General features: G+C 48.5%; 24 protein-coding genes, 2 tRNA genes and 1 pseudogene. 18 read left to right on the top strand and 9 right to left on the bottom strand.

Annotated elements, in window-relative coordinates; translation table 11 throughout:
• Window position 1: 1 nt before the first annotated feature.
• From HHX48_RS13710 to rsgA, 4 genes are all read right to left on the bottom strand, one after another.
• On the bottom strand, window positions 2-691 hold the full coding sequence (locus HHX48_RS13710; RefSeq protein ID WP_191025996.1) for a glycerophosphodiester phosphodiesterase: 690 nt from the start codon (window positions 689-691) through the stop codon (window positions 2-4).
• Entirely contained in the window at window positions 691-1,563 is an 873-nt protein-coding gene (locus HHX48_RS13705) for a DMT family transporter (protein ID WP_191025995.1), read from the bottom strand. The genes HHX48_RS13710 and HHX48_RS13705 overlap by 1 nt, the downstream gene beginning before the upstream one ends.
• Window positions 1,564-2,466 carry an archaetidylserine decarboxylase gene (asd, locus tag HHX48_RS13700; protein ID WP_191025994.1) on the bottom strand — a complete coding sequence of 301 codons (903 nt, stop codon included), beginning with the start codon at window positions 2,464-2,466 and terminating at the stop codon, window positions 1,564-1,566. It abuts the gene before it with no gap.
• A 115-nt stretch (window positions 2,467-2,581) separates the two neighbouring features.
• Window positions 2,582-3,619, bottom strand: coding sequence for a small ribosomal subunit biogenesis GTPase RsgA (rsgA, locus tag HHX48_RS13695; RefSeq protein ID WP_191025993.1), 1,038 nt, complete (start codon window positions 3,617-3,619; stop codon window positions 2,582-2,584).
• 94 nt (window positions 3,620-3,713) lie between these two features.
• On the opposite strand from rsgA, the gene orn reads away from it, so the two are divergent.
• The 6 genes from orn to ilvN all read left to right on the top strand — a co-directional run bounded on the left by orn (window position 3,714) and on the right by ilvN (window position 8,702).
• Window positions 3,714-4,259, top strand: a complete 546-nt coding sequence (gene orn, locus HHX48_RS13690; RefSeq protein ID WP_191025992.1) for an oligoribonuclease — start codon at window positions 3,714-3,716, stop codon at window positions 4,257-4,259.
• 226 nt (window positions 4,260-4,485) lie between these two features.
• Window positions 4,486-4,561 (top strand) — tRNA-Gly (locus tag HHX48_RS13685).
• Between the two features lie 125 nt (window positions 4,562-4,686).
• Window positions 4,687-4,762, top strand: a tRNA-Gly gene (locus tag HHX48_RS13680).
• A 455-nt stretch (window positions 4,763-5,217) separates the two neighbouring features.
• The gene (locus HHX48_RS13675) at window positions 5,218-5,709 is read left to right on the top strand and encodes a DUF4442 domain-containing protein (RefSeq protein ID WP_191025991.1); all 492 of its coding nucleotides are present in this window, start codon (window positions 5,218-5,220) and stop codon (window positions 5,707-5,709) included.
• A 777-nt stretch (window positions 5,710-6,486) separates the two neighbouring features.
• A complete protein-coding gene (locus HHX48_RS13670; RefSeq protein ID WP_191025990.1) occupies window positions 6,487-8,205 on the top strand; it encodes an acetolactate synthase 3 large subunit in 1,719 nt (572 codons plus the stop codon).
• Complete coding sequence (gene ilvN / locus HHX48_RS13665) at window positions 8,205-8,702, top strand: acetolactate synthase small subunit (RefSeq protein ID WP_191025989.1); 498 nt, start codon at window positions 8,205-8,207, stop codon at window positions 8,700-8,702. The genes HHX48_RS13670 and ilvN overlap by 1 nt, the downstream gene beginning before the upstream one ends.
• A gap of 9 nt (window positions 8,703-8,711) precedes the next feature.
• On the opposite strand, the gene HHX48_RS13660 is transcribed toward ilvN, so the two are convergent.
• On the bottom strand, window positions 8,712-9,668 hold the full coding sequence (locus HHX48_RS13660; protein ID WP_191025988.1) for a hypothetical protein: 957 nt from the start codon (window positions 9,666-9,668) through the stop codon (window positions 8,712-8,714).
• A gap of 179 nt (window positions 9,669-9,847) precedes the next feature.
• On the opposite strand from HHX48_RS13660, the gene tatA reads away from it, so the two are divergent.
• The 7 genes from tatA to hemB are packed head-to-tail and all read left to right on the top strand — an operon-like array spanning window position 9,848 to window position 15,416.
• Window positions 9,848-10,090 carry a twin-arginine translocase TatA/TatE family subunit gene (tatA, locus tag HHX48_RS13655; protein WP_191025987.1) on the top strand — a complete coding sequence of 81 codons (243 nt, stop codon included), beginning with the start codon at window positions 9,848-9,850 and terminating at the stop codon, window positions 10,088-10,090.
• Complete coding sequence (gene tatB, locus HHX48_RS13650; protein ID WP_191025986.1) at window positions 10,090-10,392, top strand: Sec-independent protein translocase protein TatB; 303 nt, start codon at window positions 10,090-10,092, stop codon at window positions 10,390-10,392. The genes tatA and tatB overlap by 1 nt, the downstream gene beginning before the upstream one ends.
• Entirely contained in the window at window positions 10,389-11,144 is a 756-nt protein-coding gene (gene tatC, locus HHX48_RS13645) for a twin-arginine translocase subunit TatC (RefSeq protein WP_191025985.1), read from the top strand. Before tatB ends, tatC begins: the two co-directional genes overlap by 4 nt.
• A 22-nt stretch (window positions 11,145-11,166) precedes the next feature.
• Window positions 11,167-11,742 carry a type VI secretion system-associated protein TagO gene (locus tag HHX48_RS13640; RefSeq protein ID WP_191025984.1) on the top strand — a complete coding sequence of 192 codons (576 nt, stop codon included), beginning with the start codon at window positions 11,167-11,169 and terminating at the stop codon, window positions 11,740-11,742.
• Entirely contained in the window at window positions 11,743-12,510 is a 768-nt protein-coding gene (locus HHX48_RS13635) for a TatD family hydrolase (protein WP_191025983.1), read from the top strand.
• 12 nt (window positions 12,511-12,522) lie between these two features.
• The gene (locus HHX48_RS13630; RefSeq protein ID WP_191025982.1) at window positions 12,523-14,421 is read left to right on the top strand and encodes a sensor domain-containing diguanylate cyclase; all 1,899 of its coding nucleotides are present in this window, start codon (window positions 12,523-12,525) and stop codon (window positions 14,419-14,421) included.
• On the top strand, window positions 14,418-15,416 hold the full coding sequence (gene hemB, locus HHX48_RS13625; protein WP_191025981.1) for a porphobilinogen synthase: 999 nt from the start codon (window positions 14,418-14,420) through the stop codon (window positions 15,414-15,416). Before HHX48_RS13630 ends, hemB begins: the two co-directional genes overlap by 4 nt.
• Window positions 15,417-15,424: 8 nt before the next feature.
• Here the strand turns inward: hemB and HHX48_RS13620 are convergent, their stop codons facing one another.
• Window positions 15,425-16,936, bottom strand: a complete 1,512-nt coding sequence (locus HHX48_RS13620; protein ID WP_191025980.1) for a Ppx/GppA phosphatase family protein — start codon at window positions 16,934-16,936, stop codon at window positions 15,425-15,427.
• A 2-nt stretch (window positions 16,937-16,938) separates the two neighbouring features.
• Entirely contained in the window at window positions 16,939-18,216 is a 1,278-nt protein-coding gene (gene rhlB, locus HHX48_RS13615; RefSeq protein ID WP_191025979.1) for an ATP-dependent RNA helicase RhlB, read from the bottom strand.
• Window positions 18,217-18,317: 101 nt separating this feature from the next.
• Here rhlB and trxA point away from each other — a divergent pair, with 101 nt between their 5' ends.
• The 3 genes from trxA (at window position 18,318) to HHX48_RS13600 (ending at window position 19,933) form a co-directional block, all read left to right on the top strand.
• Window positions 18,318-18,644: a thioredoxin TrxA gene (gene trxA, locus HHX48_RS13610; protein ID WP_139757485.1), complete on the top strand. Its 327-nt coding sequence runs from the start codon at window positions 18,318-18,320 to the stop codon at window positions 18,642-18,644.
• A gap of 255 nt (window positions 18,645-18,899) precedes the next feature.
• Complete coding sequence (locus HHX48_RS13605) at window positions 18,900-19,511, top strand: hypothetical protein (protein ID WP_191025978.1); 612 nt, start codon at window positions 18,900-18,902, stop codon at window positions 19,509-19,511.
• Window positions 19,512-19,522: 11 nt separating this feature from the next.
• Window positions 19,523-19,933: a hypothetical protein gene (locus HHX48_RS13600; RefSeq protein WP_191025977.1), complete on the top strand. Its 411-nt coding sequence runs from the start codon at window positions 19,523-19,525 to the stop codon at window positions 19,931-19,933.
• Window positions 19,934-20,036: 103 nt separating this feature from the next.
• On the opposite strand, the gene HHX48_RS13595 is transcribed toward HHX48_RS13600, so the two are convergent.
• On the bottom strand, window positions 20,037-20,345 hold the full coding sequence (locus HHX48_RS13595; RefSeq protein ID WP_191025976.1) for a hypothetical protein: 309 nt from the start codon (window positions 20,343-20,345) through the stop codon (window positions 20,037-20,039).
• The gene (locus HHX48_RS13590) at window positions 20,345-20,893 is read right to left on the bottom strand and encodes a YaeQ family protein (protein WP_191025975.1); all 549 of its coding nucleotides are present in this window, start codon (window positions 20,891-20,893) and stop codon (window positions 20,345-20,347) included. The genes HHX48_RS13595 and HHX48_RS13590 overlap by 1 nt, the downstream gene beginning before the upstream one ends.
• A gap of 613 nt (window positions 20,894-21,506) precedes the next feature.
• On the opposite strand from HHX48_RS13590, the pseudogene HHX48_RS13585 reads away from it, so the two are divergent.
• A pseudogene (locus tag HHX48_RS13585) lies at window positions 21,507-22,288 on the top strand (sugar transferase).
• Window positions 22,289-22,558: 270 nt separating this feature from the next.
• Window positions 22,559-23,479: a GGDEF domain-containing protein gene (locus HHX48_RS13580; RefSeq protein WP_191025974.1), complete on the top strand. Its 921-nt coding sequence runs from the start codon at window positions 22,559-22,561 to the stop codon at window positions 23,477-23,479.
• Window positions 23,480-23,622 lie beyond the last annotated feature (143 nt).

Here is a 23,622-nt window from a genome sequence, read left to right as displayed (position 1 = left end):
GCTAATACAATGCGCGCCTGGCTTCGTCGGGTACATTGGTAAAAATACCGTCTACACCCCAGTCCCGAAGCATTTGCATATCCATCGGGTCATCCACGGTGAACACTAAAATCTGCAGGCCTTCGGCTTTCGCAATTCTGACCAGTTCCTCATCCACCACGTCCAGGCTGACGTGGACTGAATAAGCATTGAGCTTACGGGCAAACTCAACACCTTCCTCGGGGTAGGAAGAGGTCAGCGCACCAAGTTTCAAATCTGGTTCAAGCTGATGAATACGTTTGAGCCAGCGGTGATTAAACGATGACACAATGATATTTTCCCGGGGCATGGCAATATGACGTAAAGACGCATCCAAGGATTGAAGCCAGCGGGGGATGTCATACAGTGACTTGATTTCAATGTTGCATATGGCATCGGCGGGCAAACAACCTAAAGCGTCGGTCAAAAACGGAATGTGCTCACCCTCACCGGCATCCAGCGAGCGCAGGTAATCAAGGCTTGAGTTATTAATCTGACCATGGCCATTGGTGGTTCTTTCCAGACGACGATCGTGGATAACAATGATTTCGTCTTCCACCTGGTAAGTGTCAAACTCGATACCGGTTGCCTGTTGCTCCATAGCCAGGCGAAACGCTTTGCGGGTATTTTCAGGTGCTTGTTTACTTGCGCCACGATGCGCCAGAATCCACATTACTGCGCTCCTTTAGCCAACTTGTGTGTTTTTACCGTCTCATATACCGATGCTGAGGTAACCAAAACCCCACCGAGTATTGTTTTCCACCCAGGGGATTCACCCAGAAGAATCACTGCCAGAATCACGCCGTAGAATGGCTGCATACATGCAATAAGCGAAAATGTGGTTGCTTTGAGGTGGGCCAGCGACGCTGCGATAAATGCATGGGGAAGCGCAGTGAACAGCGTCCCCAATGCCAGCAATAATCCCCAGGTGGACAATGATGCATCAGGTAATCCGCTGGTGGAGAGAGGAACCAGACATATGCATACCAACAGTATCTGCCATGCCATCGCTTTGGCACCAGAGTACTGCGAAAAATGCTGACGGTGTACCAGATTACGGATGGCATACAGCACCGCAGAAATGATTCCCACAACCACGCCCAGGGTGACATCATTATTTAACGTAGTTTCCGGCACAATTAGCGCTATGCCCAAAAAAACGACGAGGGCGCTGAGAAGGTCCTGCCAGGAAAGCCGCGTACGTTCAAAAAAAGGCTCAATTAATACAGTAATTACCGGGAAGGTAAACAAGGCAATCATGCCCACCGAAACACCGGCATATTGCATGGCCGCGAAATAAGTCACCCAGTGCATTGCCATCAGTACACCCAGTGCGATGGCGATGCTGTAATCTTTTTTGCTGTTTAAGCGGAATGATGTTCGGGTAATTGCCATAAACGCAAATAACGCCAGGCAGGCAAATACCGATCGACCCAGTGTGATATCACGTGCCGAAAGCGGAATAATCTGAGAAAACAGGGCCGTTCCGCCTAACAGAACGACCGTGAGGTGCAGCGTAATCAGGCTGCGTTTGACCGGATCCATTTAGACCGATTCAGGCTCTTGTGAATCAGTATCATCATTGGCTACCTGAGCGCTATAGGCAAAGTGCTCACCCAGCCGTGTGACCTGACCGGCGCTTAAGTCTTCAAACTCAATGGCACCGGGCTCAAAACAGGCTACGACAGTTGAGCCTAGTTTGAATCGGCCCAATTCATCGCCTTTTTTAATATGCACACTGTGCTCGCCGTCTGTGTCGTACTGCCAGTGCTGTACGTTTTTGCCGGCTGGCGGGGTAACCGTACCTGCCCAGATGGTTTCGATACTTGCAACGATGGTTGCGCCTACCAGTACCATGGCCATTTTGCCCACCGGGGTATCGAACAGTGCAACGACACGCTCGTTGCGGGCAAACAGGCCGGGAATGTTACTGGCGGTTAACGGGTTAACAGAGAACAGTTCACCGGGCACATAAATCATGTCCGTCAGCGTGCCATCAACCGGCATATGAATACGGTGGTAATCGCGGGGCGCAAGATAGACTGTGGCAAACTTACCGCCCTTGAAGGGCTTTGCCAGCTCGGGTTTACCGCCCAGCAGCGTTGTCAGACTGTAATTATGGCCTTTAGCCTGGAAAATACTGTCATCGAGAATATCGCCGAACTGACTGACTGCGCCGTCTACCGGGTGCACCAATGTTTTCTCATCGCCTTCGATGGGACGCGCATCCGGCTGTAACGGACGGGTGAAGAAATCATTAAAGGTTTTATAGTGTTCTGGCTGTGAATACAGCGCTTCATGCATATCAACCTTGTAATGTCTGATAAACAGTTTGATTAACCAGGTCGTCAGCTTACCGGCACGGGCCGAGGCAAGCTTTCCAATAAGCCTGGAAACCAGATGTTTAGGTAACAAATATTGCAGGTTGACTTTTAACCAGTCCAGCACGGTGCTTCTCCTTTATTGAACAGCGCGATTGTACCGTATCTGATGCGGATAAAAAGGAATTTACGGTTATGAGAACAAGCTGGAAGGCATAACGGCAACCAAAGTTGCCATTATTTTAAAATGGCCCACTGTGACTGGGCCGGTTTTCTTCCATTGAGGTCAGGATTTTGTGGTAGCTGGCGTAACGGGCAGGACTGATTTTACCCGATTCGGTAGCCTCACGGATCAGGCAGCCGGGATCGTTAAGGTGTTTACAATCACGAAACTTACAGCCTCCCAGAAAGTCTCGAAACTCAATGAAGCCCCATGTCACCCTTTCCACGGGAATGTGCCACAGCCCAAACTCTCTGACACCGGGAGAGTCGATTAAATCGCCACCTGCCGGCAGATGTAACAGCTTTGCGGCAGTGGTGGTGTGCTGGCCTAACCCTGAATTATCAGATATCGCACCGACTAATTCCTGCGCATCGGGTAATACCTGGTTGATAATACTGGACTTGCCGACACCTGACTGGCCAACAAAAATACTGACCTTATCCTTTAAAATGCTGTTGAGCGTTTCAATACCCTGCTGCGTTTTGCAACTGGTGAAATAGACCTCGTATCCCAGCGATTCATATTCAGCAAGTTGCTGACGGGTTTCGGACAATGTTGCCTCGTCCATCAGTTCGACTTTATTGAGCACGATTACCGGGGTTATTCCAATATCTTCACAGGCGACAATATAACGATCGATAATGTTCAGCGATAAGCTGGGCATCACCGCACTGACAATGATGATTTGATCAATATTGGCTGCAATAGGCTTGATGCCATCATAAAAGTCGGGGCGGGTGAGTACTGATTGCCTGTCTTTTACAATTTCAATAACGCCACTTACGCCTTCTTTTTGCTCGTCCGGTGCATCAAATAACACATGGTCGCCACAGACTACCGATTCGATAGTACGACGGATATGACAACGGGAGACCTGACCCGACGTATCTTCCACATCGGCATGTTTACCAAACCGGCCAACTACGGTACCGCTTTGCAAAGCCGAGGTATCAGTGCTTGCCGCTGAAAGGTTGTCTTGTTTGTCATTCAAACGACGCTTGCGATTGGCCGCAACCTGACGCTTTTGACGCTGAGTGAGTTTAGGTTTCTTCGCCACGATTCCATGATAAGTTAGCGTATACTATGCCAATCATAACGTTGTTGTGGCGCAGGTGCCATGTTAAAAACGTAAAAGAAAAGGACAGAGAGAAATGAGTAAGCATGATTTGAACCTGGTGTGGATTGACATGGAGATGACCGGGCTGGATCCTGAAACCTGCAAAGTGCTGGAAATTGCCACCATCGTGACCGATCCACAGCTGAATATTCTGGCGGAAGGGCCAGTGATTGCCGTCCATCAGCCAGACAGTATTCTTGATGGCATGGACGCGTGGTGTACAAAGACCCATGGTGAAAGTGGCCTGACAGCACGATGCCGGGAAAGTCGGATAAATGAGGATGAAGCTGCTCGTCAGACGATCGCGTTTTTGCAAGAGTATGTCGATGCTGGCAAATCGCCATTATGTGGCAATACCATCGGACAGGATCGTCGCTTCATGGTCAAATACATGCCAGAGCTGGAAGCGTATTTTCATTATCGCAGCATTGATGTGAGCACAATAAAGGAGCTGACCCGTCGCTGGAAACCTGAAGCACTGGAAGGATTCACGAAAAAGGGCGTACATCTGGCACTGGACGATATTCGCGAATCTATCGAAGAATTAAAATTTTATCGTGAGAAAGTGTTTAGTATTTAGGCATTCAAACGGCTTTTTTACAGATTTCTTTCTATTAGGTGTTGCGCATCGCCAAAAATTTTGTACAATGCGCTCCACTTTTGAGAGACACCCGGTTTCGCAAAAGGTTTGAAAGATGTATGCGGGAATAGCTCAGCTGGTCGAGTGCATATCTCGTCACGAAGTGATTGCCAAATTTGGCAAGTGACGAAGTGCAAGGTCAGATGAAATTAGGAACGCAAAGAGTGCGGGAATAGCTCAGCTGGTAGAGCACAACCTTGCCAAGGTTGGGGTCGCGAGTTCGAATCTCGTTTCCCGCTCCAATTTTTCAACGTCTTCTCTATGCGGGATAGCTCAGCTGGTCGAGTACATACCTCGTCACGAAGTGATTGCCAAGACCTGGCAAGTGACGAAGAAATCGGTCAGAGGAACAAAGAACGCACACAATGCGGGAATAGCTCAGCTGGTAGAGCACAACCTTGCCAAGGTTGGGGTCGCGAGTTCGAATCTCGTTTCCCGCTCCAATTTTCTTCAAAGCGTTAACTATATTCATTAGCTCAGCTGGTCGAGCACATACCTCCTCGTCACGACGTGATTGCCAGGGTTGGGGTCGCGACAACGTGGTTGGCAGTTACGAATCTTTTCCCGCTCCAATTTTCTTCGAAGCGTTAACTATTTTCATTAGCTCAGCGGGTCGGGTACACACCTCGTCACGACGTGATTGCCAAGGTTGGGGGCGCGACAACGTGGTTGGCAGTTACGAATCTTTTCCCGCTCCAATTTTCTTCAAATCGTTAACTATATTCATTAGCTCAGCGGGTCGGGTACATACCTCCTTACGATGTGACTGCCGTGGTTGGAGTCGCCATAAGGTGGATGCCACTCGCAAGTACTAATGTGCAATATCCAACAGGTAATTTGCAATTTTTCTTTCTGCGACTTATCTTTCTGGTCTTACCAGATAATATGAAAAGTATTTATGCCTCAATCAAACCCACTTCGTGCTTACGCTAAGAAAGTAAATACCTACCCTGCATGGCTTTCGCGCCGCCTATTAACGTGGATGTTTCGCTTTAAGGTTAAGCTGACGCGCACAGTAAGTCTTGAAATCTTAAGTACTGATCTGCAATCCGTCACATTCCGACAAAAAAACTACAAAAAAGTACAAAATCATATTGGTAGTGTGCATGCCGCAGGTATGGCTCTGCTGGCAGAGTCTGCCACCGGTTTTGTCGTGGGCACCAATCTACCGGGCGACAAGCTACCGCTGATAAAGTCAATGAAGCTGAATTATGTCAAACGAGCAACGGGAGATATGATCGCGGTTGCATCATTAACTGATGAGCAAATCCAGATGATGAATACGCAGGATAAGGGAGAGGTCATGGTAGAGGTTACTGTTACCGATGCGGCGGGTATAGAGCCTGTTACCTGTGAAATGCTATGGGCATGGGTACCCAAAAAACGCTGACACATCGTCATTAACAGCAACGCTGTTAAAGACAGTGGGGTGATCTTTCGGGAAACCCGCTTTTCATCACGTTGATATCCTTACACAGCAAATCGGAAAATCATGAAGCATGTATGTCTTTTGACAATGCATGCTTGATGGCCACACTGACATAGAGCTGCGGGCTCTGCATCTATTTGCACATGCTCAGGATGTGGAATGACAACGCCACGTCTGGGGAGTAAGTCGCAAAAAGCGTCGGTTTCAATCTCGTCACCACTATTCCTACAGGTTCTTATGCGCCGGCGGTTTTCGTAATAGTACGAAGTCGTACGCTTTCTAAACGCAGGATCTGACCAAGATCGCTTACCGATGGTTATGCTGCTTTGGCAGATGACGTAGAAAACACTATTTTTCCAACGTCCAGGCGGCGTCTTACCGCAGGCCTCTATGAAACGCGTATGACTGAAATAGCTGAAGCGAATGCATCGTATGCGTTCACGAAGAAGGACCGGATGGTCACTGCCGGAGTCAGATAAGGATCCCGACGATGCGGATTCGCTATCTGATGGTGTGTTGCCAATGCCTGTAATGACTCCCGTTGTGTTAGCAAAGTGTTAATTTATTCTAAATTCAACGTCTTGATCATCGATATAAGAAACATACATCCTATTTATTTTCTATATAGGAACATATGTCTCACTTTTTTGCGTTTTTACTGTTTTAACTTTTGCACTCCTTCGATATAGTCCGGCTATAGAGTTATTTCGATTCCGGGCAACCAAAGGAGAGACGACAGTGAAAATGATGTCGGGCGCCGCCATGGTGGTGGAAGCGCTAAAAGATGTAGGTGTATCACACGTATTTGGTTATCCCGGTGGGGCAGTACTTGATATTTATGATGCATTATTTGCACAAGATGCCGTAAAGCATGTGCTAGTGCGACATGAGCAGGCGGCAGCGCATATGGCTGATGGTTATGCGCGTTCAACCGGCAAAACCGGTACTGTGCTTGTTACCTCGGGACCAGGAGCGACTAATACCATTACCGGTATCGCAACGGCTTACATGGACTCTATTCCAATGGTCGTGCTCTCCGGCCAGGTGCCTTCTATGCATATCGGCGAAGATGCCTTCCAGGAAACGGATATGGTGGGCTGCTCGCGCCCCATTGTTAAACACAGCTTTTTGGTTAAACGCGCGGTGGATATTCCTGAAGCGATTGCAAAAGCGTTTTACATTGCTAATACGGGGCGTCCTGGCCCGGTGGTTGTTGATTTGCCCAAAGATATAGTGAACGTGCAGGAATCTCATCCCTATGAATTTCCTACCGACGTCACCATGCGTTCCTATAACCCAACGCAAAAAGGGCACGCCAAGCAAATTAAAAAAGCGGTGCAATCTTTAACAAAAGCTAAGCGCCCGGTGTTGTATGTGGGCGGCGGTGCCATTGCATGTGATGCCTCATCGCTGGTGACTGAGCTGGCAGAGCTGCTACATGCACCGGTGACCTGCACGTTGATGGGGCTGGGCGCAATTTCCGGAACCCATGATCAGTTTGTGGGTATGCTGGGCATGCATGGTACGCTCGAAGCAAATAAATCAATGCACAATGCTGACTGCATTCTTGCTCTGGGAGCGCGTTTTGATGATAGGGTGACAAACAATGTCGATAAATTTTGTCCGCATGCAGATATTATCCATGTGGATATCGACCCGGCGTCAATTTCCAAAACGGTCAATGCGCACATTCCGGTGGTGGGAAGTGTAGATAAGGTTGCGCAGCAACTACTCGCCGCACTGGAAGCCTATGATTTCAGTGAACAATCGACAAAAGTCTCTGAATGGTGGGAGCAGATCAATCAGTGGCGCAGCAAACAATGCTTAAGGTATGACACAACCACTGAATGCATCAAGCCTCAAGCGGTCATAGAGTCTGTGTATAAGCATACAAATGGCGATGCGTTTATCAGCTCTGATGTGGGTCAACACCAGATGTTTGCGGCCTTGTATTATCCTTATAAAAAGCCCCGCCAGTGGATTAACTCAGGTGGACTGGGCACGATGGGATTCGGGCTGCCGGCTGCAATGGGTGTACAGTTTGCGCATCCTGATGCGGTGTCGGTGGTGGTCACCGGTGATGGCAGTATTCAGATGAATATTCAGGAGCTTGCGACGTGTTTGCAATACAACCTGCCGGTGAAAATTATTTCATTGAATAACCGGGCATTAGGAATGGTGCGCCAGTGGCAGGACATGATTTATAAAGGTCGTCACTCACATTCTTATATGGAATCCATGCCTGATTTTGTCAAACTGGCTGAAGCTTATGGTCACGTTGGGATTAAAGTGTCGCATCCGGACGAATTGGATGAAGCAATGAAAACCTGCTTTAGTTATACCGATCGGTTGGTTTTCATGGATATCCAGGTGGATCAGAATGAACATGTTTATCCTATGCAGATTAAATTTGGTGCCATGGATGACATGCGCCTGAGCAAGACGGAGCGCACCTGATGAAAAGAATTATTTCAGTATTGATGGAAAATGCCCCAGGCGCACTATCACGGATTGTTGGTGTTTTCTCTCAGCGTGGTTATAACGTTGACTCGCTTTGCGTAGCACCCACCGATGACGCATCACTGTCCCGGCTGACTATTACTACCCACGGTGATGACAGAGTTATCGAACAAATTACCAAGCAGGTCAACAAGCTTATCGATGTGCTGAAGGTGGTAGATCTGACAGAAAATGCGCACGTAGAGCGTGAGCTGATGCTGGTAAAGGTCGCCACACGCACAGAGACCATGCGGGCAGAGGTAAAGCGCAATGCCGATATTTTTCGGGCGCGTATTGTGGATGTCAATTCCTCCAATTACACCATAGAAATTACCGGCACGACCGATAAGCTTGATGCGTTTGCAACCACCATGAATCAATGCGCTGAAATTATAGAGTCGTCACGTACCGGTGTCTGTGGACTGGCCCGGGGAGAGCGTGCGCTTCGACCTTAAGCTTTTCGCTTAAGGATTGCCATAATAGGCTTCTACCCGCAGAGCTACACCGTACGAAGGCTTGAAGTCTTCGTCGCGGGTGAACAGCACAAACGGCTCGACTTCAAAGAACAGCCAGTCACGGGTGGGGTTGGTGCGCAGTTTGGCACTGGTATAAATCTCGCCCATTCTGTAGTTGGGGCGCGATTCGCCTTCGGTAAACAGGGTATATACCATGGCCGTTTTGTCATCTACCGGCTGCAAAAACTGTGCTTCATGACGCCAGATCCAGTCTTCACTTCGATCACGGTAGAAAAAGCGATTGTTGAACCGGAAGACATGGTCTTTTTTGCTGATAAACTGCACTGTGGCACCCAGCTCTGCCCCGAATTCATCGCGGGTAAAGGCGTAAGCCTCAGCATCGTAAAATAGCGCAAGCTGGCTTGAATACGCCGCCATATCCTCGAAGCGGGCTTTTACATAGGCTTGATAACGACGGCCGGTGCCGATCTTATAAGACATGTGTGAGCTTTCACTTGACCGATAACGCAGTGCAATGGTGGTATTTCGGCGCTGACGCTCGATAGGCTGGCGTGCCGCTTTTATTGAGGCATTTTGTTGGGTGTCTTCATCATCGCTTAACAGCAGGTCGACACGGTTTTCCAGCGCGGGTAGCTGCACCCGGATTTTAAACCGAACATCAAATTCTGATAAATCCCGGGTACGGGGCTCCCAGCCGAGACTGATTCGCCCCTCAGCACGGGCTTCCTCATGTCGTTCGGAACCCTGCAGCGCGAAAAAACTGTCAATTTGCTGCACGGTATAATTCATGGATTCAGTCAGGTTTTGCTGCCACAAATCCATCCACGTATCATGAAGAGTGACCGGGGCGCTCCGGGCTACTGTAAGAGGGGCTGATTCGGGCGCAGGTAATACGTCACCGGGCATTGCCAGTAACGAACACACTGCTAAAGTTAAACACGCCATACCCTGCCTTACTACTCATCCTTCCTACATCAAGCATTAAGTTATATGCAGGTGAAGTCAAATAGATCCTTTATACGTAGTAATCATTTAACACGCACAGGTGCGCGCTGACGAAATATTGTGGTGAAAGCAAAGACAGGCAATGGCATACTGTATTTATATGTATAAAGGAGATGGTTATGGGTATTAGCGTCTGGCAATTGCTGATTATACTTGCGATTGTGGTTCTGTTGTTCGGAACAAAACGATTGAAGAGTATCGGCTCCGACTTGGGCGGTGCCATCAAGGGCTTTAAAAAAGCGGTTGATGATGATCAGAACGAAACAAAAAAAGATGCTGATTTTGAGCAAAACCAGCAAATGGAAAATAAAGAAAAATCTTCTGCCACCTCGACCCAGAGCGACGTTAAAGAAAAGTCCTGATGTTTGATATCGGTTTTTGGGAACTGCTTGTGATAGGTGTCCTCGCACTACTGGTGCTTGGGCCCGAACGGTTGCCTGGTGCGATTCGTTCCACCATGAACACTGTGCGTGGCGTGCGCAATGCTGCCAGCGGTTTTAAGCAAGAAGTCGAGCACCAGTTAAGGGTGCACGAGCTTCATGAAAACCTGAAGAAAGCGGAAGAGCAGGGCCTGAAAGATATTTCGCCGGATCTGAAAAAAAGCGTGGATGAGCTCAAAGATGCAGCGGAATCCGTGCAGGAACCTTATAAGAAAAAACAATGACCGACGCTAATAATCTGATTTCGCATCTTGTGGAGTTGCGAAATCGTATTCTTCGTGCCTTGCTCAGTGTGCTGGTGGTATTTCTTTGTCTGGTTTATTTTGCGGAAGATCTCTATCACTATCTGGCGCGACCACTCATGGCCGTCTTACCAGAAAATGCCTCGATGATTGCTACGGACGTAGCGTCACCGTTTTTCGCCCCCTTTAAACTCACCTTAGTTTTATCATTTTTTATTGCCATACCATATGTGCTCTATCAGGTGTGGGCATTTATCGCTCCCGGATTATACAAAACGGAAAAAAAGCTGGTGATGCCATTGCTGGTTTCCAGTACGTTGCTTTTTTATGCTGGTATGGCTTTCGCCTACTTCGTGGTGTTTCCGCTGGCGTTTGCATTTTTCACCAGTGTCGCGCCAAGTGGCGTGACTGTGAGTACCGATATTTCCTCCTATCTGGATTTTGTTTTAAAACTCTTCTTTGCCTTCGGCGTGTCATTTGAAATCCCTATCGCGATTATCCTGATGTGCTGGACCGGCGTGACCGATGCTAAATCGCTGCGTGCCAAACGCCCTTTTGTCATTGTCGGTGTGTTTGTCATTGGCATGCTGCTGACCCCGCCTGATGTAATCTCTCAAACCCTGTTGGCACTGCCCATGTGGTTATTGTTTGAAGTGGGTGTGATTGTCGGTGGTTTTTACAGTAAAAATAATCAGTCGGATGAGCAGGAAGATAATCCTGCGACCGATAATTGAGTGAGAAAATTGGAGAAATCACATGAAATGGTTCGCTTATGTTTGCGCGGGACTTGGTTTGCTGACAGGTGCAAACAGTGTTGAAGCCAAAGACCTTTCCGGGTTAGGAGAGTGCGCCCGCATAGACAGTAATACTGAGCGACTGGCGTGCTTCGATGCGTTGGCGGCTGACATGGTACAAAGTAAACCTGTCAGAGAGACGGTAAAGCAAACGTCTGACGAGGCGAAAGAAAAAGCGCAGCAAGAGAAGCGTCGCGCAAACGCCCCGGCTGAACTGTCCCAGTCTTCGCAACAGCCGGCCCGGCAAGCGGCCAGTCAGTCTCAGAATGCGGTAAAAGAATTCGGTTTAGAAAATCGGCAGAAACCCGATAAAGAAGAAGTAGAGGAAGTAACCAGTACGGTTATTGGCCTGGAAAAAAGCCCACGGGGTAAGCTGATACTAAAACTTGAGAATGGCATGATCTGGCAACAGAAGAACGACGACTATTTCAAAGCTGAGATAAATGATGAGGCAACGGTGTCACGTGGCTTTTTCGGTGTTTTTTATCTGGGTGTTGAAGGTACTAATCGGCGCATCAAAGTCGAGCGGGTTGATTAGATGCAATGGTTTGACGCCGGTGTCAATTTGCTGGATGGTCGGTTTGATTCTCACGAAGTGATCACACGAGCCCGGGAAAATAATGTCACCGGGCTTTGTCTGATCACCACGCAGCCATCTGAATGGGATGCTGCTGCAGCGCTGTACGAGCAGTATCCTGATACCTTGTGTTATACGGTAGGCGTTCATCCTCACAATGCACGACTGGTGTCAGACAACGATTTAAAACGGCTGGAACAGCTGGCCACTGCGCCGGGTGTTGTGGCCGTCGGTGAATGTGGGCTGGATTTTAACCGGGATTTTTCTCCCCGGGATACGCAAGTCGCGGTGTTTGAAGCCCAGCTGGATATTGCGCAGCGCTTAAACAAATCGGTTTATTTGCATGAGCGTGATGCGTTTGACCAGCAAGTAGCGTGTTTAGCGAAAGTCGAGGGGATAAAAGGTATTGCTCATTGCTTTACCGGCACCCGTGCCCAGATGCAGGCATATCTGTCGTACGGGTTGTATATTGGTATTACCGGTTGGCTGTGCGATCCCAAACGCGGCGAAGCTTTAAGAGAAGCATTGTTGGATCTGCCTCTGGACAAACTGATTCTGGAAACCGATGCGCCGTATCTGTTTCCCAAAAACAAGCGCCCCCGCAAACGAAATAACGAACCTGCGTTCATAAGCGCAATCGGGGAGGAAGTCGGAGCGCTTCTTGATAAACCGATAGAGGATGTCGCCGCGGTGAGTGTGAAGAACACATTTCGCCTGTTTGGACTCTGATACAGGCCTGACATGATGCAGTTACATGCAAGCACTCCACGAATCTATGATGGCTGGCTTCTACTGGTGTTTGTACTGGTCGCTGGCTTTCTCGCTTTTATTTACCAAACACTCACGCCGTATCAGGGCAATGAAGCTTCGGTCAGCGCGCTTTCTTATTATGTTGAAGGCGATACGGGGACATCGCTGGCGGAAGTGACGAAAATTCCGTCAAAAACCTGGAAGCCAGTGAGTAACCCGGTCAACCTGGGGATGCATGAAGCCGGACATTGGTTCAGGTTTAAACTGCCGGCGCGGGCTTCTCAACACGACCATATTCTTGAGATTAATTATCCGCTGTTAGATAACGTCGATGTATTCGTTTTTGATTCCTCCGGACAAAAACTGTTACGGCATTTTGTCAGCGGTGATGAGCGCATCTATATTCAACGCAGCTTGCTGGTGCCAACACTGGCGTTTGAGCTTCCGCCAACATCCGGTGCGCTGCAGGTTTACTTGCGGGTTGAAAGTTCCGGCTCTATCAAAGTCCCGCTGCGATACTGGGAAAAAGAACGATTTGTCAGCTATACCGCGTCCCATAACCTGATGATGGGCTTATTTCTGGGCGTGCTGTTCGCGGTCGGTGTGAGCAACTTCTTTTTGTTTATTACCAATCGCAGCACAACCTTCTTTGTTTACTCAGGCTATGTATTCTCGCTGGCACTGACCATTGCCGCTATGCATGGCATCGGGTATGCGATCATCTGGCCTGAACAGGTCTGGTTTCAGGGCCGAGCTGTGGCTATTTTTGCCAATGCCACCATTATGTTCGCCGTCCTGTTTTCAGACCGGATTCTGAATGTTTCCCGGTACAGCTTGCGCTTGTCCCGGGCGCTGAAAATTGTGGCCGAATTGTTTTTTATCAGCTTGCTGGTCAGCTTTATCCTTCCCTATAGCTTTTTGATTAAAGCATTTTTAATCATGGTGAGTTTCACTGTGATTTTTACCCTGACAGTCGGAATATGGATAGCGATAAAAGGTGTCCGCATCGCACGCTACTATGCCTTCGCCTGGTTCATTCTGTTACTCAGCGCCTTTACTGCCAGCCTGGATAATCTGGGGATTATTACCTCTCCGGTCCCGTCTAATTTCTTGCTGATGCTGGGTGCCAGTATTGAAACGCTGCTGTTGGCGCTGGTTCTGGCCATTAACTATAGTCATAACCGCGAGCAGGTATTTGCCATCAAAGAGCAGGCGCTGTCGCAGGAAAAAGCGATGCTTAAAACCCGTGAAGAGCTTTTAAATGTGCAGCAGCAGTACCAGGAAGAGCTGGAGTATCAGGTACAGGAGCGCACGCTGGAGCTGGAGGTTGCGCTCAGGGAATTGTCTGATGCCAATCAGGAATTATCGACGCTAAATACTACCGATCCGCTCACGGGTATCCGCAACCGGCGGCACTTTGATAAACGTCTGCAGGCAGAAAGTCGTCGCAGCCGACGCGAACAAACACCGCTGTCCATTGCACTGATCGATATTGACCACTTTAAACAGATTAATGACGATTACGGACATACAATCGGTGATACGTGTCTGTGTCAGGTAGCTGAACGGTTAAAAGCGCAGCTTAAACGTCCCGGGGACGATGTGTGTCGCTACGGTGGTGAAGAGTTTGTTGTACTGCTGCCCAATACTGAACTGACGGGCGCGCAACAGGTGGCCGAGTCTATGCGACAGGCGATCGCAGCCCAGCCCCTTGATATTGACGACAATAAGCTGCATATCACAATCAGTGCGGGCGTGGTGACCAGTGTGATAATCAGCGATGGTCAGGAGGCTGAGCTGTTTAATCACGCTGATAAGTTGCTCTATGCGGCAAAAGCTGCCGGCCGTAATCAGGTTATCGCTGAACAATTACCAGGACAGACATCATGACGTTCTCTACTTTTCCATCACGGCGGATGCGCCGTTTACGCTCACACGATGCGCTGCGCGACATGGTGGCTGAAAATCATCTGAGTACCAACGATCTTATTTATCCCATCTTTATTTTGCCGGGCAGTAATCAGCGAGAAGCTGTGCCATCGATGCCAGGGGTCTACCGGCAGTCGGTTGACTTGTGGCTCAAAGATCTGGATAAGCTGGTGGCATCGGGAATACGCACCTACGCTCCCTTTCCGGTAACGCCGGCGGAGCTGAAAACCGACTGTGCCAGTGAAGCCTTTAATCCGGAAGGGCTGGTGCAAAGTGCCATCCGTCAAATCAAAGCGCGTTTTGATAACATTGTTATTATGTCGGATGTGGCACTGGATCCCTTCACCTCTCACGGGCAGGACGGACTGATTGATACCAACGGCTACGTGCTCAATGATGAGTCTGTTGAAGTATTAAAGAAGCAGGCGTTGTCACACGCCGAAGCCGGGGCTGATATGGTGGCGCCATCGGATATGATGGACGGGCGCATTGGCGCAATCCGTAATACGCTGGAAGATGCCGGGCATGTGAATACCTGTATTATGGCTTACTCGGCCAAATACGCGTCTGCCTACTATGGGCCCTTTAGAGATGCAGTGGGCTCGGCGGCGAATATCAAGGGCGGTAATAAAAAATCTTACCAGATGGATCCGGCCAACAGTGATGAGGCCATCCATGAAATTGTCATGGATTTGCAGGAAGGTGCCGACATGGTAATGGTGAAGCCGGGTATGCCTTATCTGGATATCGTGCGCCGCTGCAAGCAGGAACTGAAAGTCCCCACCTTTGCGTATCAGGTCAGCGGAGAATATGCGATGCACCAGGCTGCATTTGCCAATGGCTGGTTAAACAAAGATGCCGTGATTCTGGAATCTCTGCTGGCGTTCAAGCGGGCAGGCGCAGATGGCATACTCACCTACTTTGCCCCGGATGCGGCTGAACTACTCAGCCGTTAAGCACTTTACTACTGACAGCGTAATTCCCATCCGGCGCGGTGCTGAAGCCAGGTTTCATTGGCCAGTTCCGCGTTAATCAATGGGTGACTGTTTAGCCAGCCTTCAGGCAGCGTAAGTGTCCAGCGATCGCCATCGATAGTCAAAGTGGCTTCCGGAATGTGCTTATTGTGCCTGCGTAAGCACAGCACGGTGGCAAGACGCAGAATTCTGACCAGCGCCAATAGCATGGGCTGGACTTCTTCATGATAGTTGTCGAACACAGCCGTATTGATCGTCAGACGGTGCGACAGCACCAAATCGCGAATGGCCTCGCGTTGCAATCGTGTATAGCCGGGCAAGTCAATGTGCGACAAGATGTACGCACCGTGCTCATGATGCTTCTTATACTCAATATGCAGCCCGATTTCATGCAGCGTGGCCGCGGCGCCCAGCACAGCTTCAGTATCCAGATGACAGATAGCGGCCTGCGCACATAACTGACGACAGAGCGAGATAGCTACCGCACGGACAGCGTCTGCATGAGACTTTTCAATATGGTAGCGGTGAATCGCGTGATTAAGCGTTTGCACCCGCCGGTCATTTTCCTGCAGATTATCCAGCATGCCGTAAATAAGACCTTCGCGCAGTGCGCCTGCCGAAATATTCATGGCTTTAATGTGCAGTTTTTCAAACAGGCAGATGAGTATCGCCAGACCACTGGGGAAAATAGGTTTCCGGTTTTCTTCCAGGCCTTTTATCTCAAGCTTGTCGATAGAGCCGCAGGCGATACACTGTTTCTCCAGCTCGTATAAATAATCGAGCCGAATCGCATCGCTGATTTGCTGAGCGACAAGAATTTCGGTGATAGCCTGCGGCGTACCGGAGGCGCCCAGGCAATTTTGCCAGTCAAAACACAAAAACGCATCGCTAACTTCATCTAATAATGCGCCAGCCTTCGCCTTGGCAGTATCAAAATGTTGTCGGGTAATTTCGCCCCTTGGGAAATAACGCTCCATAAAGGTCACGCAACCCATATCCAGACTTTTCAGGTGGATAGGCTGCATGTCATTACCGATGATGACTTCTGTGCTGGCACCACCAATGTCGATAACCAGTGAATTGCCCTGATTAGCAGAGGTGTACGCTACGCCCAGATAAATCTGCCGGGCCTCTTCCTCACCGCTGATAACATCCAGCTTGTGCTGAAGAATTTGTTCGGCTTTGCGGATAAACGTCTGTGCGTTGGTGGCCAGTCGCAACGTTGCAGTGGCAACGATGCGAATGTTTGACGGGGGAATATCCTGCAGGCGTTCAGCGAAGGTCTGCAAACATTGCCACCCCCGCTCCATGCTGATTTCATCCAACTCCATGTCTTCATTCAAACCAGCGGCAAGGCGGACTTTTTGTTTCACCTTACCGATAATCTGTACATTGCCATTGACGACGTGGACAACGACCATATGAAAACTGTTCGATCCTAAGTCTACTGCGGCATAATGCTCACTGTGGACCAACGTATCATGCTGGATTTCAGGCTGCATAGTTAGTTATTCTTGTTTGACGGTTTTCCCCGACTCCGGCCGCGACGGTTTGAATTACGCGCGTTGGGTGTCCGTTTCCGCTGACGTGCCCGGGGCGGTTTGACATCATCAAGCAAGGCGGCGCGGTCGTAATCCGTAACCGGAATTGCATGGTGAATGTACTGCTCAATGGCGGGCAAATTCAGTGCATATTTTTCACATGCAAAGCTGATCGCGATACCACTTTTGCCTGCCCGACCGGTTCGACCGATTCGATGGACATAATCTTCAGCATCATCTGGTAAATCATAGTTGAAAACATGACTGACTGCATCTATATGCAATCCACGGGCTGCAACATCTGTTGCGACCAGTATGTCCAGCTTTCCTTTGGTGAAGTCATCCAGAATGCTCATACGCTTTTTCTGCGGCACATCGCCGCTAAGCAGGCCAACACGATGGCCGTCAGCTTCAAGCCAGTCATTCACCTTTTCACAGGTATGCTTGGTATTGGCAAAGACGATGGCGCGTTCTGGCCATTCCTCTTCCATCAGGGTAAGCAACAAACGCATTTTATCTTCATCAGATGGATAAAACAGTTCTTCACTGACCCGTTTGGCGGTTCTGGTTTCTGGTTCAACCTGAACATGCGTGGGATTATTCATGTGCTCGTAAGCCAGTTCCTGAACCCTATAACTCAGTGTTGCAGAAAACAACATGCTCAAACGCTCTGAGGCCGGTGGCATGCGCTTGAACAAAAAGCGGATGTCCTTGATGAAGCCCAGATCAAACATCCGGTCGGCTTCATCCAGTACCGCGACCTGGATGTGGTTGAGGCTAAACACATTCTGTTTGTAATAGTCCAGAATACGCCCGGTAGTACCGATTATGATATCAACGCCTTCTTCAAGACTTTCGCGTTGACTTTGATAACCTTCACCCCCATATATCAAACCAAGTGATAACCCAGTGTGTTCACTCAGGGGTTTGGCGTCATTGTAAATTTGAACGGCCAGTTCACGGGTTGGTGCCATAATAATTGCTTTCGGTCCTTTCGGATCCGCGTTATCTTTGGCAGCATTAGCCATCAGATAGTGGAATGTGGCGACCAGAAACGCAATGGTTTTACCGGTTCCGGTCTGGGCTTGCCCGGCAATATCAAGGCCATCCAGTAAGGGTGGTAAAGCTAAAGCCTGAATCGGTGTACAATGGGTGAAATTCGCTGATTGAAGCGCCGAAAGTACCTTGTCATTGATAGGCAAATCGGAAAAATTTGTTTCGGTTAAATGAGTTGTTTGCATAGCTTATAGCTTATCAGTGCTTGCATTAAAAAAGACAGTTTCTTATAACACTTATGGTGTGGCTGAACAAATCAGCGACTGACCAATCAATGGAGAACAGAATGAGCGACAAAATTATCCAGTTAACTGACGACAAATTTGAGGCAGACGTTATCAATGCTGACGGTCCTGTGCTGGTCGACTTCTGGGCGGAATGGTGCGGCCCTTGTAAAATGATCGCGCCAATTCTGGAAGAAGTTGCGTCCGAGTTCGAAGGCAAGTTAACAGTTGGTAAGTTGAATGTCGATGAAAATAATGAAACGCCGCCAAAATATGGCATTCGCGGCATCCCAACGCTGTTGCTTTTCAAAGGCGGTAACGTTGCAGCAACTAAAGTAGGTGCATTGTCAAAAGCACAGCTTACAGAGTTCTTAAACGAAAACCTGTAATCTGCAGCAAAGCATCGTTAAAGGCACCTTCGGGTGCCTTTTTTGTATCTGGATATTTAAACATTTGGTTGTTGCCTGTCTGTTCAAATGTAAAATTGTTGCTACTATTAAAAACAACCGCACCACGCCAGTTGTCGGGCCGCTGTAAACAGGCCGGAGTATCACTTTCAAAATGATGAACTGAATTCGAAAATTCAGCTATTAGAGCGACGATTAAATCGTCAACGACTTGCCCGCAAGGCTGCCGAGGCACAGTTGGAAGAGTTTTCACAGCGCATTTATTACTCTAATAAAGCGCTCAAAGAATCAGTCTCGCTGGCGCAAAAAAAACAGGCTGAACTGGAGTATCTGTCAAGTTCCAGCCGCTATATCGCCAATGATGATGGCGTCACACCGCTGGTCACCGCGACCATCGATCTCACGATGAATTTTTGCGACGCCTCAATCGGTGCGTGTTTTTTTTGTAAATCCGGGAAGATCAGTACCTCGCCGGCCCCGATTATAATGTTCAAAGATGGCAGCAACGCGGCCCTGGCGGACTACAAAAGCTGGAGTTTTCCGTCACACCATACAGAGCTGCTGAATTCCTGGAGTATTCAAAGTGTCGCAGATGAGCGTGCCGGCGTATCTGGCTGGCTGTTAAGTTCAAATTTTCATGCCGAACCAAGTGAAATAGGCTGGCTGGTCTTTTTTCTTGAGTCAGAATTTATTGATGAAGAGAAACTTTTTATTCTGGACACAACGATAGAACACTTGCGATTAGGTGTTGCCCGGCAAGTAGAAACGCACTACCGCGAATCAAGTGAAAGTGTACTGGAAAAAATGCGTCAGGATTTAGCCTCAACACAGAAGCAACTGGCTGTATAAGGAGTTAGCCATTGAAAAGCCGTAAGTCAACTATTCATCCCAGTGCAGATCCTGCTATGCAGGCGCTGTTAAAACGTTTTCCTACAGCCATTGCAAACAGTTTCACTACCGAACCGCTTTGCGCACTGGCGGCGGTAATGGGGCCCGGGGGGCCGTATTCATGCCGTGGATATGCGCTCTACCATCAAACTTCCGTTTGTCCCGTTCAGTTTTTATCTGGTTTTCCTGATGGGCCGGAACCGGCGGGCTTATCCAAATCCGAGCAGGCCTTTGCGCTGTTTTCAATGCTGATATTTGTCGTGATCAGCTTTACCCTGCTGGCCGGCTTTACGTTATTTATGATGTATTTGCTGAAATCTGCACTGGGCATTGATTTGGTAAGCGACTTTTCCACGGGCATCTGGGAGTGGTATCACCGTTGATAAACACACTCGAAAGGCGGCGCTTAGGCGCCGGCGTCTGGCCTAATTAATGAGGGATTTATTCGATATATAGCGAGTGTTCACACCGACCAGTGTTTGGTTGTTAATCCTCAGGCCCCAGCAGTGTAAAAACCAGATGTCTGCGCATATCTTTAAGCACGACACCTTTTTTAAGCAAGGCGGCGCTCAGACATCGCTGCCATTTTCTAAGTTCAGGCTCAGCAGCGGATAGTAATTCTTCGTTTTCAAACTGAAAACGCAGTAATAAGGACCCCGGGAATTGATGGTATTCCACCGTGAACCAGCATTGCACCATGCCAGGCAATTCCTCACGACCCTGCGCTTCAAGGTTATCTGCAACGCTGAAAACCAGAGTCTGTTGTTTTAGTTGTACGGCAGATAGCTTTTTCATTACATGTGTTTCTCAATTACTACTTCAACACTTTCGGTGATATCAGCGCCTTCAATCGTCAGCCACATCTGGCCGTCCTGAATGGTCACCTGAATTTGCATCGCGCGCTGAACAGCATTTGCCAGCGGTGCAGCAAGTGCTTCAGGCACAGTGTGTACCGACAGATTTCTTCTGCTTTGTAACCGTGACTTTTCTTTTTTCCACCAGGCATCGAAACTGTTATCCGCGTAAGCATAAATCATCATATGCTGACTTTGGTTGCAGCCTTTTTTAATTCGCTGCTCAGAGGGTTGGCCCAGCTCTATCCACAGCGCTACGTCATCGCTGTAGTTTTTCTGCCACAAGTCAGGCACATCGTCATCAGATAACCCTTTAGTGAACTGCAACCGCTCGTGCGCATTGACGATAAACGCAATGATTCTGAGCATCATTCGTTCGTTGTTTTCAGACGGATGGCGGGCGATTGTCAGGTTATGATCCTGATAATAATTACGATCCATATCGCTGATGGATAGATGAGATTTAAATATGGTTGCTTTGAGTGCCATAGGCTTCCTGAGTCTTTAAGGGCGATATCCGTCATCGAGGCAAAGTATCGATGAGCCGCTTTGGTGGGAATAGTACCAGCTCTTGCTGCAATCTGCCCGCAACCGCTGTAAAAACGTGTTTGGAAACCCAGCGCACGGTTGAGGCTATCGCATGGAGAGGGAAAACATCAGCCCAGTAGATGTATACCTGTGAGCTGCGCGGAAACCAGCAGCAGCCACTCAAATACTTTTCAAAATAAAAATCGCCTTGCAAATTGCAATTCAAAACGCACTTTCAACGTTTTGTTTTCTTTGTTCATTTCCTGCATTAATTGAAAATAGTCATATTAAACAATGTTTTAATTTTTACTTAAACAACTGGCACAGATGTGGCAATAACCGGATATATCAGTTTTGAGAAGTAAAAAGGTCATTAAATATGGAAGTAACCAAAGGTATTTTTCCATTGACCATCGCTACTTCTGATATGGCGGAGATGACTAAGTCTGGCATCCGAAGGATTATCACGATTTGTGCCAGACACACAGATTTTATGCGGATGGTCACCCAGTGCAGTCGCCGGGTGGTTATTCAGAACATACTTTTTAGTTTACGTTGAAATGGGAATGAAGCCATGAATACAGCACGTCTTTTACATCAGGCTCACGCCACTATCGTCACTGCCCCTGCGATCAGCATAGACGATGCGTTAAAAGCCAAAGCGCATTACACCCACAAGGGGATCCCAATGTTATTGCAGCAAGCGGCAGCATTAACCATCTTGCTGTGTCTGTCACCGGTGCTTCTGTTAATTGCGCTGTTTATCAAGATGGAAAGCCAGGGCCCGGTGCTTTTCTCACAAACGCGGGTTGGAGAGTTTGGTCGACAGTTCGCTGCTATAAGTTGCGTTCAATGCATGTACCGGGATCGCCGCAATACAAGACGCCGGTTGCCAGTAACAGCGATCGCGACGGCATTTGCCAGAAGTTTTATCACGATCCGCGGATTACGCGTATTGGCAAATATCTGCGTAAATACTCGGTGGATGAGTTACCGCAACTTATCAATGTGGTTAAAGGTGATATGGCGATGATTGGTCCGCGTCCACACCTGGTCAGCGAATATTGTCAGTACAATCGCCAGGTCATGCCGCGTCTTTATTGTAAGCCCGGGCTGACAGGTCTGTGGCAGGTGTCCGGTCGTGCTGACACGACGTTCGAAGAGCAGCTGAATCTGGACAAACAGTATATCGTCGAACAATCAGTGTGGACAGATGTGAAAATACTCGCGCTGACCGTACCTGCAGTGTTAGCGGCCAAGGGGGCCTATAAATTAATAAACGTTTTCTTCATAAGGTGTGTTCTCCCACTTTTGCGCCCCTCTCCCAGGGGCTTTTTTTTGCCTGCACTATCCTGACTATTACACGCATTTCCAGCCTGACAATTCGCTTTAGCGTTTATCTTTCGTTTTGACGTTCCTGTTATCTGCGCAGGCCAGCGTCCTTTCATTCTCCCGCATCCATTAAACGCATTCTGCATAACTGTTGCAAAATAAAAAAGCGCCCTCTGCAAATTACGAAACTTTATCGCTGAACTCATTTAATTGTATTAAAAACAGCAACATAAAAGTTGGATCGGTTTCTGTAATCATCAGTGTGTACCACGCAGGGAATATCGGAGAAACCCTATGATTTCAAAATATGATGCTTATCTGGTTGGCCATTACGGCATGCAAAACTGTGGTGACGATGCGTTATTGCTGGCGTCACTGTATGGGGCTCAGTCTGTGCTGGGTTGCCAAAAGATGCTGGTTTCTTCTTACGATAAAACCCTGCCAAGTGGCTTTAGTACCGACATTACAACGTTATATGAAAAGCCAGCGTTCAAAGGGCAAAACCGTCTGACCCACTATATCAGCGCAGCGCGCAGTAAACGCGTTATCTTCGGAGGTGGTTCGATGCTTCGCACTGCCAGTGACATAAACCAGAAGCGCCACATGATGGCACTTTCCAGTAAAGCCAAAAGCATGGCATTAGTTGTTGGTATTGAGCCTTTTGTCTATCTGAATGATGAGCTGGCTCGTGAGGAAAGAGAGCTTGGCATTATATTGCTGGACATTGATGATTTCAAAAAGCTCAATGACACATTTGGTCATGAACATGGTGACCGCTGTCTGAAAGCGGTTGCCCAGGCCGTCAGTATCAACTGCAAGCGGCCGGGTGACAGAGTCATTCGGTTTGGTGGTGAAGAGTTTCTTGTAATGCTGCCGCGTACCGGTGAAAAAGGTGTACGCCGAATAGCAGAAGATATCGTTAATAGCGTGGCAAAAATTCAGCTTGCCTACAGCGACAATGTTATAAGCCGCGTTACCGTGAGCGTGGGGGCCACGTGGCGGGACAATATGAATGGCCAGGAGCTTGATGAAATGATTCATGAAGCAGATATGGCAATGTACAGCTCGAAACGGGCGGGCAAGAATCGCTTTACGCTGGCACCGCCGAAGAGTGTTGGCGAACGCAAAAAATATCGTTGCCGACCGGTTATGCAGGGAAATTTTATCAATAGCGTGGCAAAAAACCGGGCCATTTTGGCGAAACACAAGCTCTGACCGATAAAAAATTCGATCTTTTTTAACCGTTCAGCGGTAAAACGCTGGACGAGCTTTCATTATGGTGCTAACGTTTTGGTAGCTCTCATCTGAGCAGCGTTCTGCTAGCCCGTATCTGGGTATACAAAACCTTTTCCAATAAT

The organism is Salinimonas profundi (genome assembly GCF_014750655.1).
GTDB lineage: Bacteria > Pseudomonadota > Gammaproteobacteria > Enterobacterales > Alteromonadaceae > Alteromonas > Alteromonas profundi_A.
The sequence above is the reverse complement of the archived record's forward strand: the minus strand, read 5'-3'. Positions and strand labels throughout refer to the sequence as shown.

Excerpts from the sequence above, each read along its gene's own strand:
- HHX48_RS13710 (WP_191025996.1), bottom strand. The coding sequence starts at position 691 with ATGTGGATTCTGGCGCATCGTGGCGCAAGTAAACAAGCACCTGAAAAT.
- HHX48_RS13705 (WP_191025995.1), bottom strand. The coding sequence starts at position 1,563 with ATGGATCCGGTCAAACGCAGCCTGATTACGCTGCACCTCACGGTCGTT.
- orn (WP_191025992.1), top strand. The coding sequence starts at position 3,714 with ATGAGTAAGCATGATTTGAACCTGGTGTGGATTGACATGGAGATGACC.
- HHX48_RS13675 (WP_191025991.1), top strand. The coding sequence starts at position 5,218 with ATGCCTCAATCAAACCCACTTCGTGCTTACGCTAAGAAAGTAAATACC.
- ilvN (WP_191025989.1), top strand. The coding sequence starts at position 8,205 with ATGAAAAGAATTATTTCAGTATTGATGGAAAATGCCCCAGGCGCACTA.
- HHX48_RS13660 (WP_191025988.1), bottom strand. The coding sequence starts at position 9,668 with ATGGCGTGTTTAACTTTAGCAGTGTGTTCGTTACTGGCAATGCCCGGT.
- tatA (WP_191025987.1), top strand. The coding sequence starts at position 9,848 with ATGGGTATTAGCGTCTGGCAATTGCTGATTATACTTGCGATTGTGGTT.
- tatB (WP_191025986.1), top strand. The coding sequence starts at position 10,090 with ATGTTTGATATCGGTTTTTGGGAACTGCTTGTGATAGGTGTCCTCGCA.
- tatC (WP_191025985.1), top strand. The coding sequence starts at position 10,389 with ATGACCGACGCTAATAATCTGATTTCGCATCTTGTGGAGTTGCGAAAT.
- HHX48_RS13640 (WP_191025984.1), top strand. The coding sequence starts at position 11,167 with ATGAAATGGTTCGCTTATGTTTGCGCGGGACTTGGTTTGCTGACAGGT.
- HHX48_RS13635 (WP_191025983.1), top strand. The coding sequence starts at position 11,743 with ATGCAATGGTTTGACGCCGGTGTCAATTTGCTGGATGGTCGGTTTGAT.
- HHX48_RS13630 (WP_191025982.1), top strand. The coding sequence starts at position 12,523 with ATGATGCAGTTACATGCAAGCACTCCACGAATCTATGATGGCTGGCTT.
- hemB (WP_191025981.1), top strand. The coding sequence starts at position 14,418 with ATGACGTTCTCTACTTTTCCATCACGGCGGATGCGCCGTTTACGCTCA.
- HHX48_RS13620 (WP_191025980.1), bottom strand. The coding sequence starts at position 16,936 with ATGCAGCCTGAAATCCAGCATGATACGTTGGTCCACAGTGAGCATTAT.
- rhlB (WP_191025979.1), bottom strand. The coding sequence starts at position 18,216 with ATGCAAACAACTCATTTAACCGAAACAAATTTTTCCGATTTGCCTATC.
- trxA (WP_139757485.1), top strand. The coding sequence starts at position 18,318 with ATGAGCGACAAAATTATCCAGTTAACTGACGACAAATTTGAGGCAGAC.
- HHX48_RS13595 (WP_191025976.1), bottom strand. The coding sequence starts at position 20,345 with ATGAAAAAGCTATCTGCCGTACAACTAAAACAACAGACTCTGGTTTTC.
- HHX48_RS13590 (WP_191025975.1), bottom strand. The coding sequence starts at position 20,893 with ATGGCACTCAAAGCAACCATATTTAAATCTCATCTATCCATCAGCGAT.
- HHX48_RS13580 (WP_191025974.1), top strand. The coding sequence starts at position 22,559 with ATGATTTCAAAATATGATGCTTATCTGGTTGGCCATTACGGCATGCAA.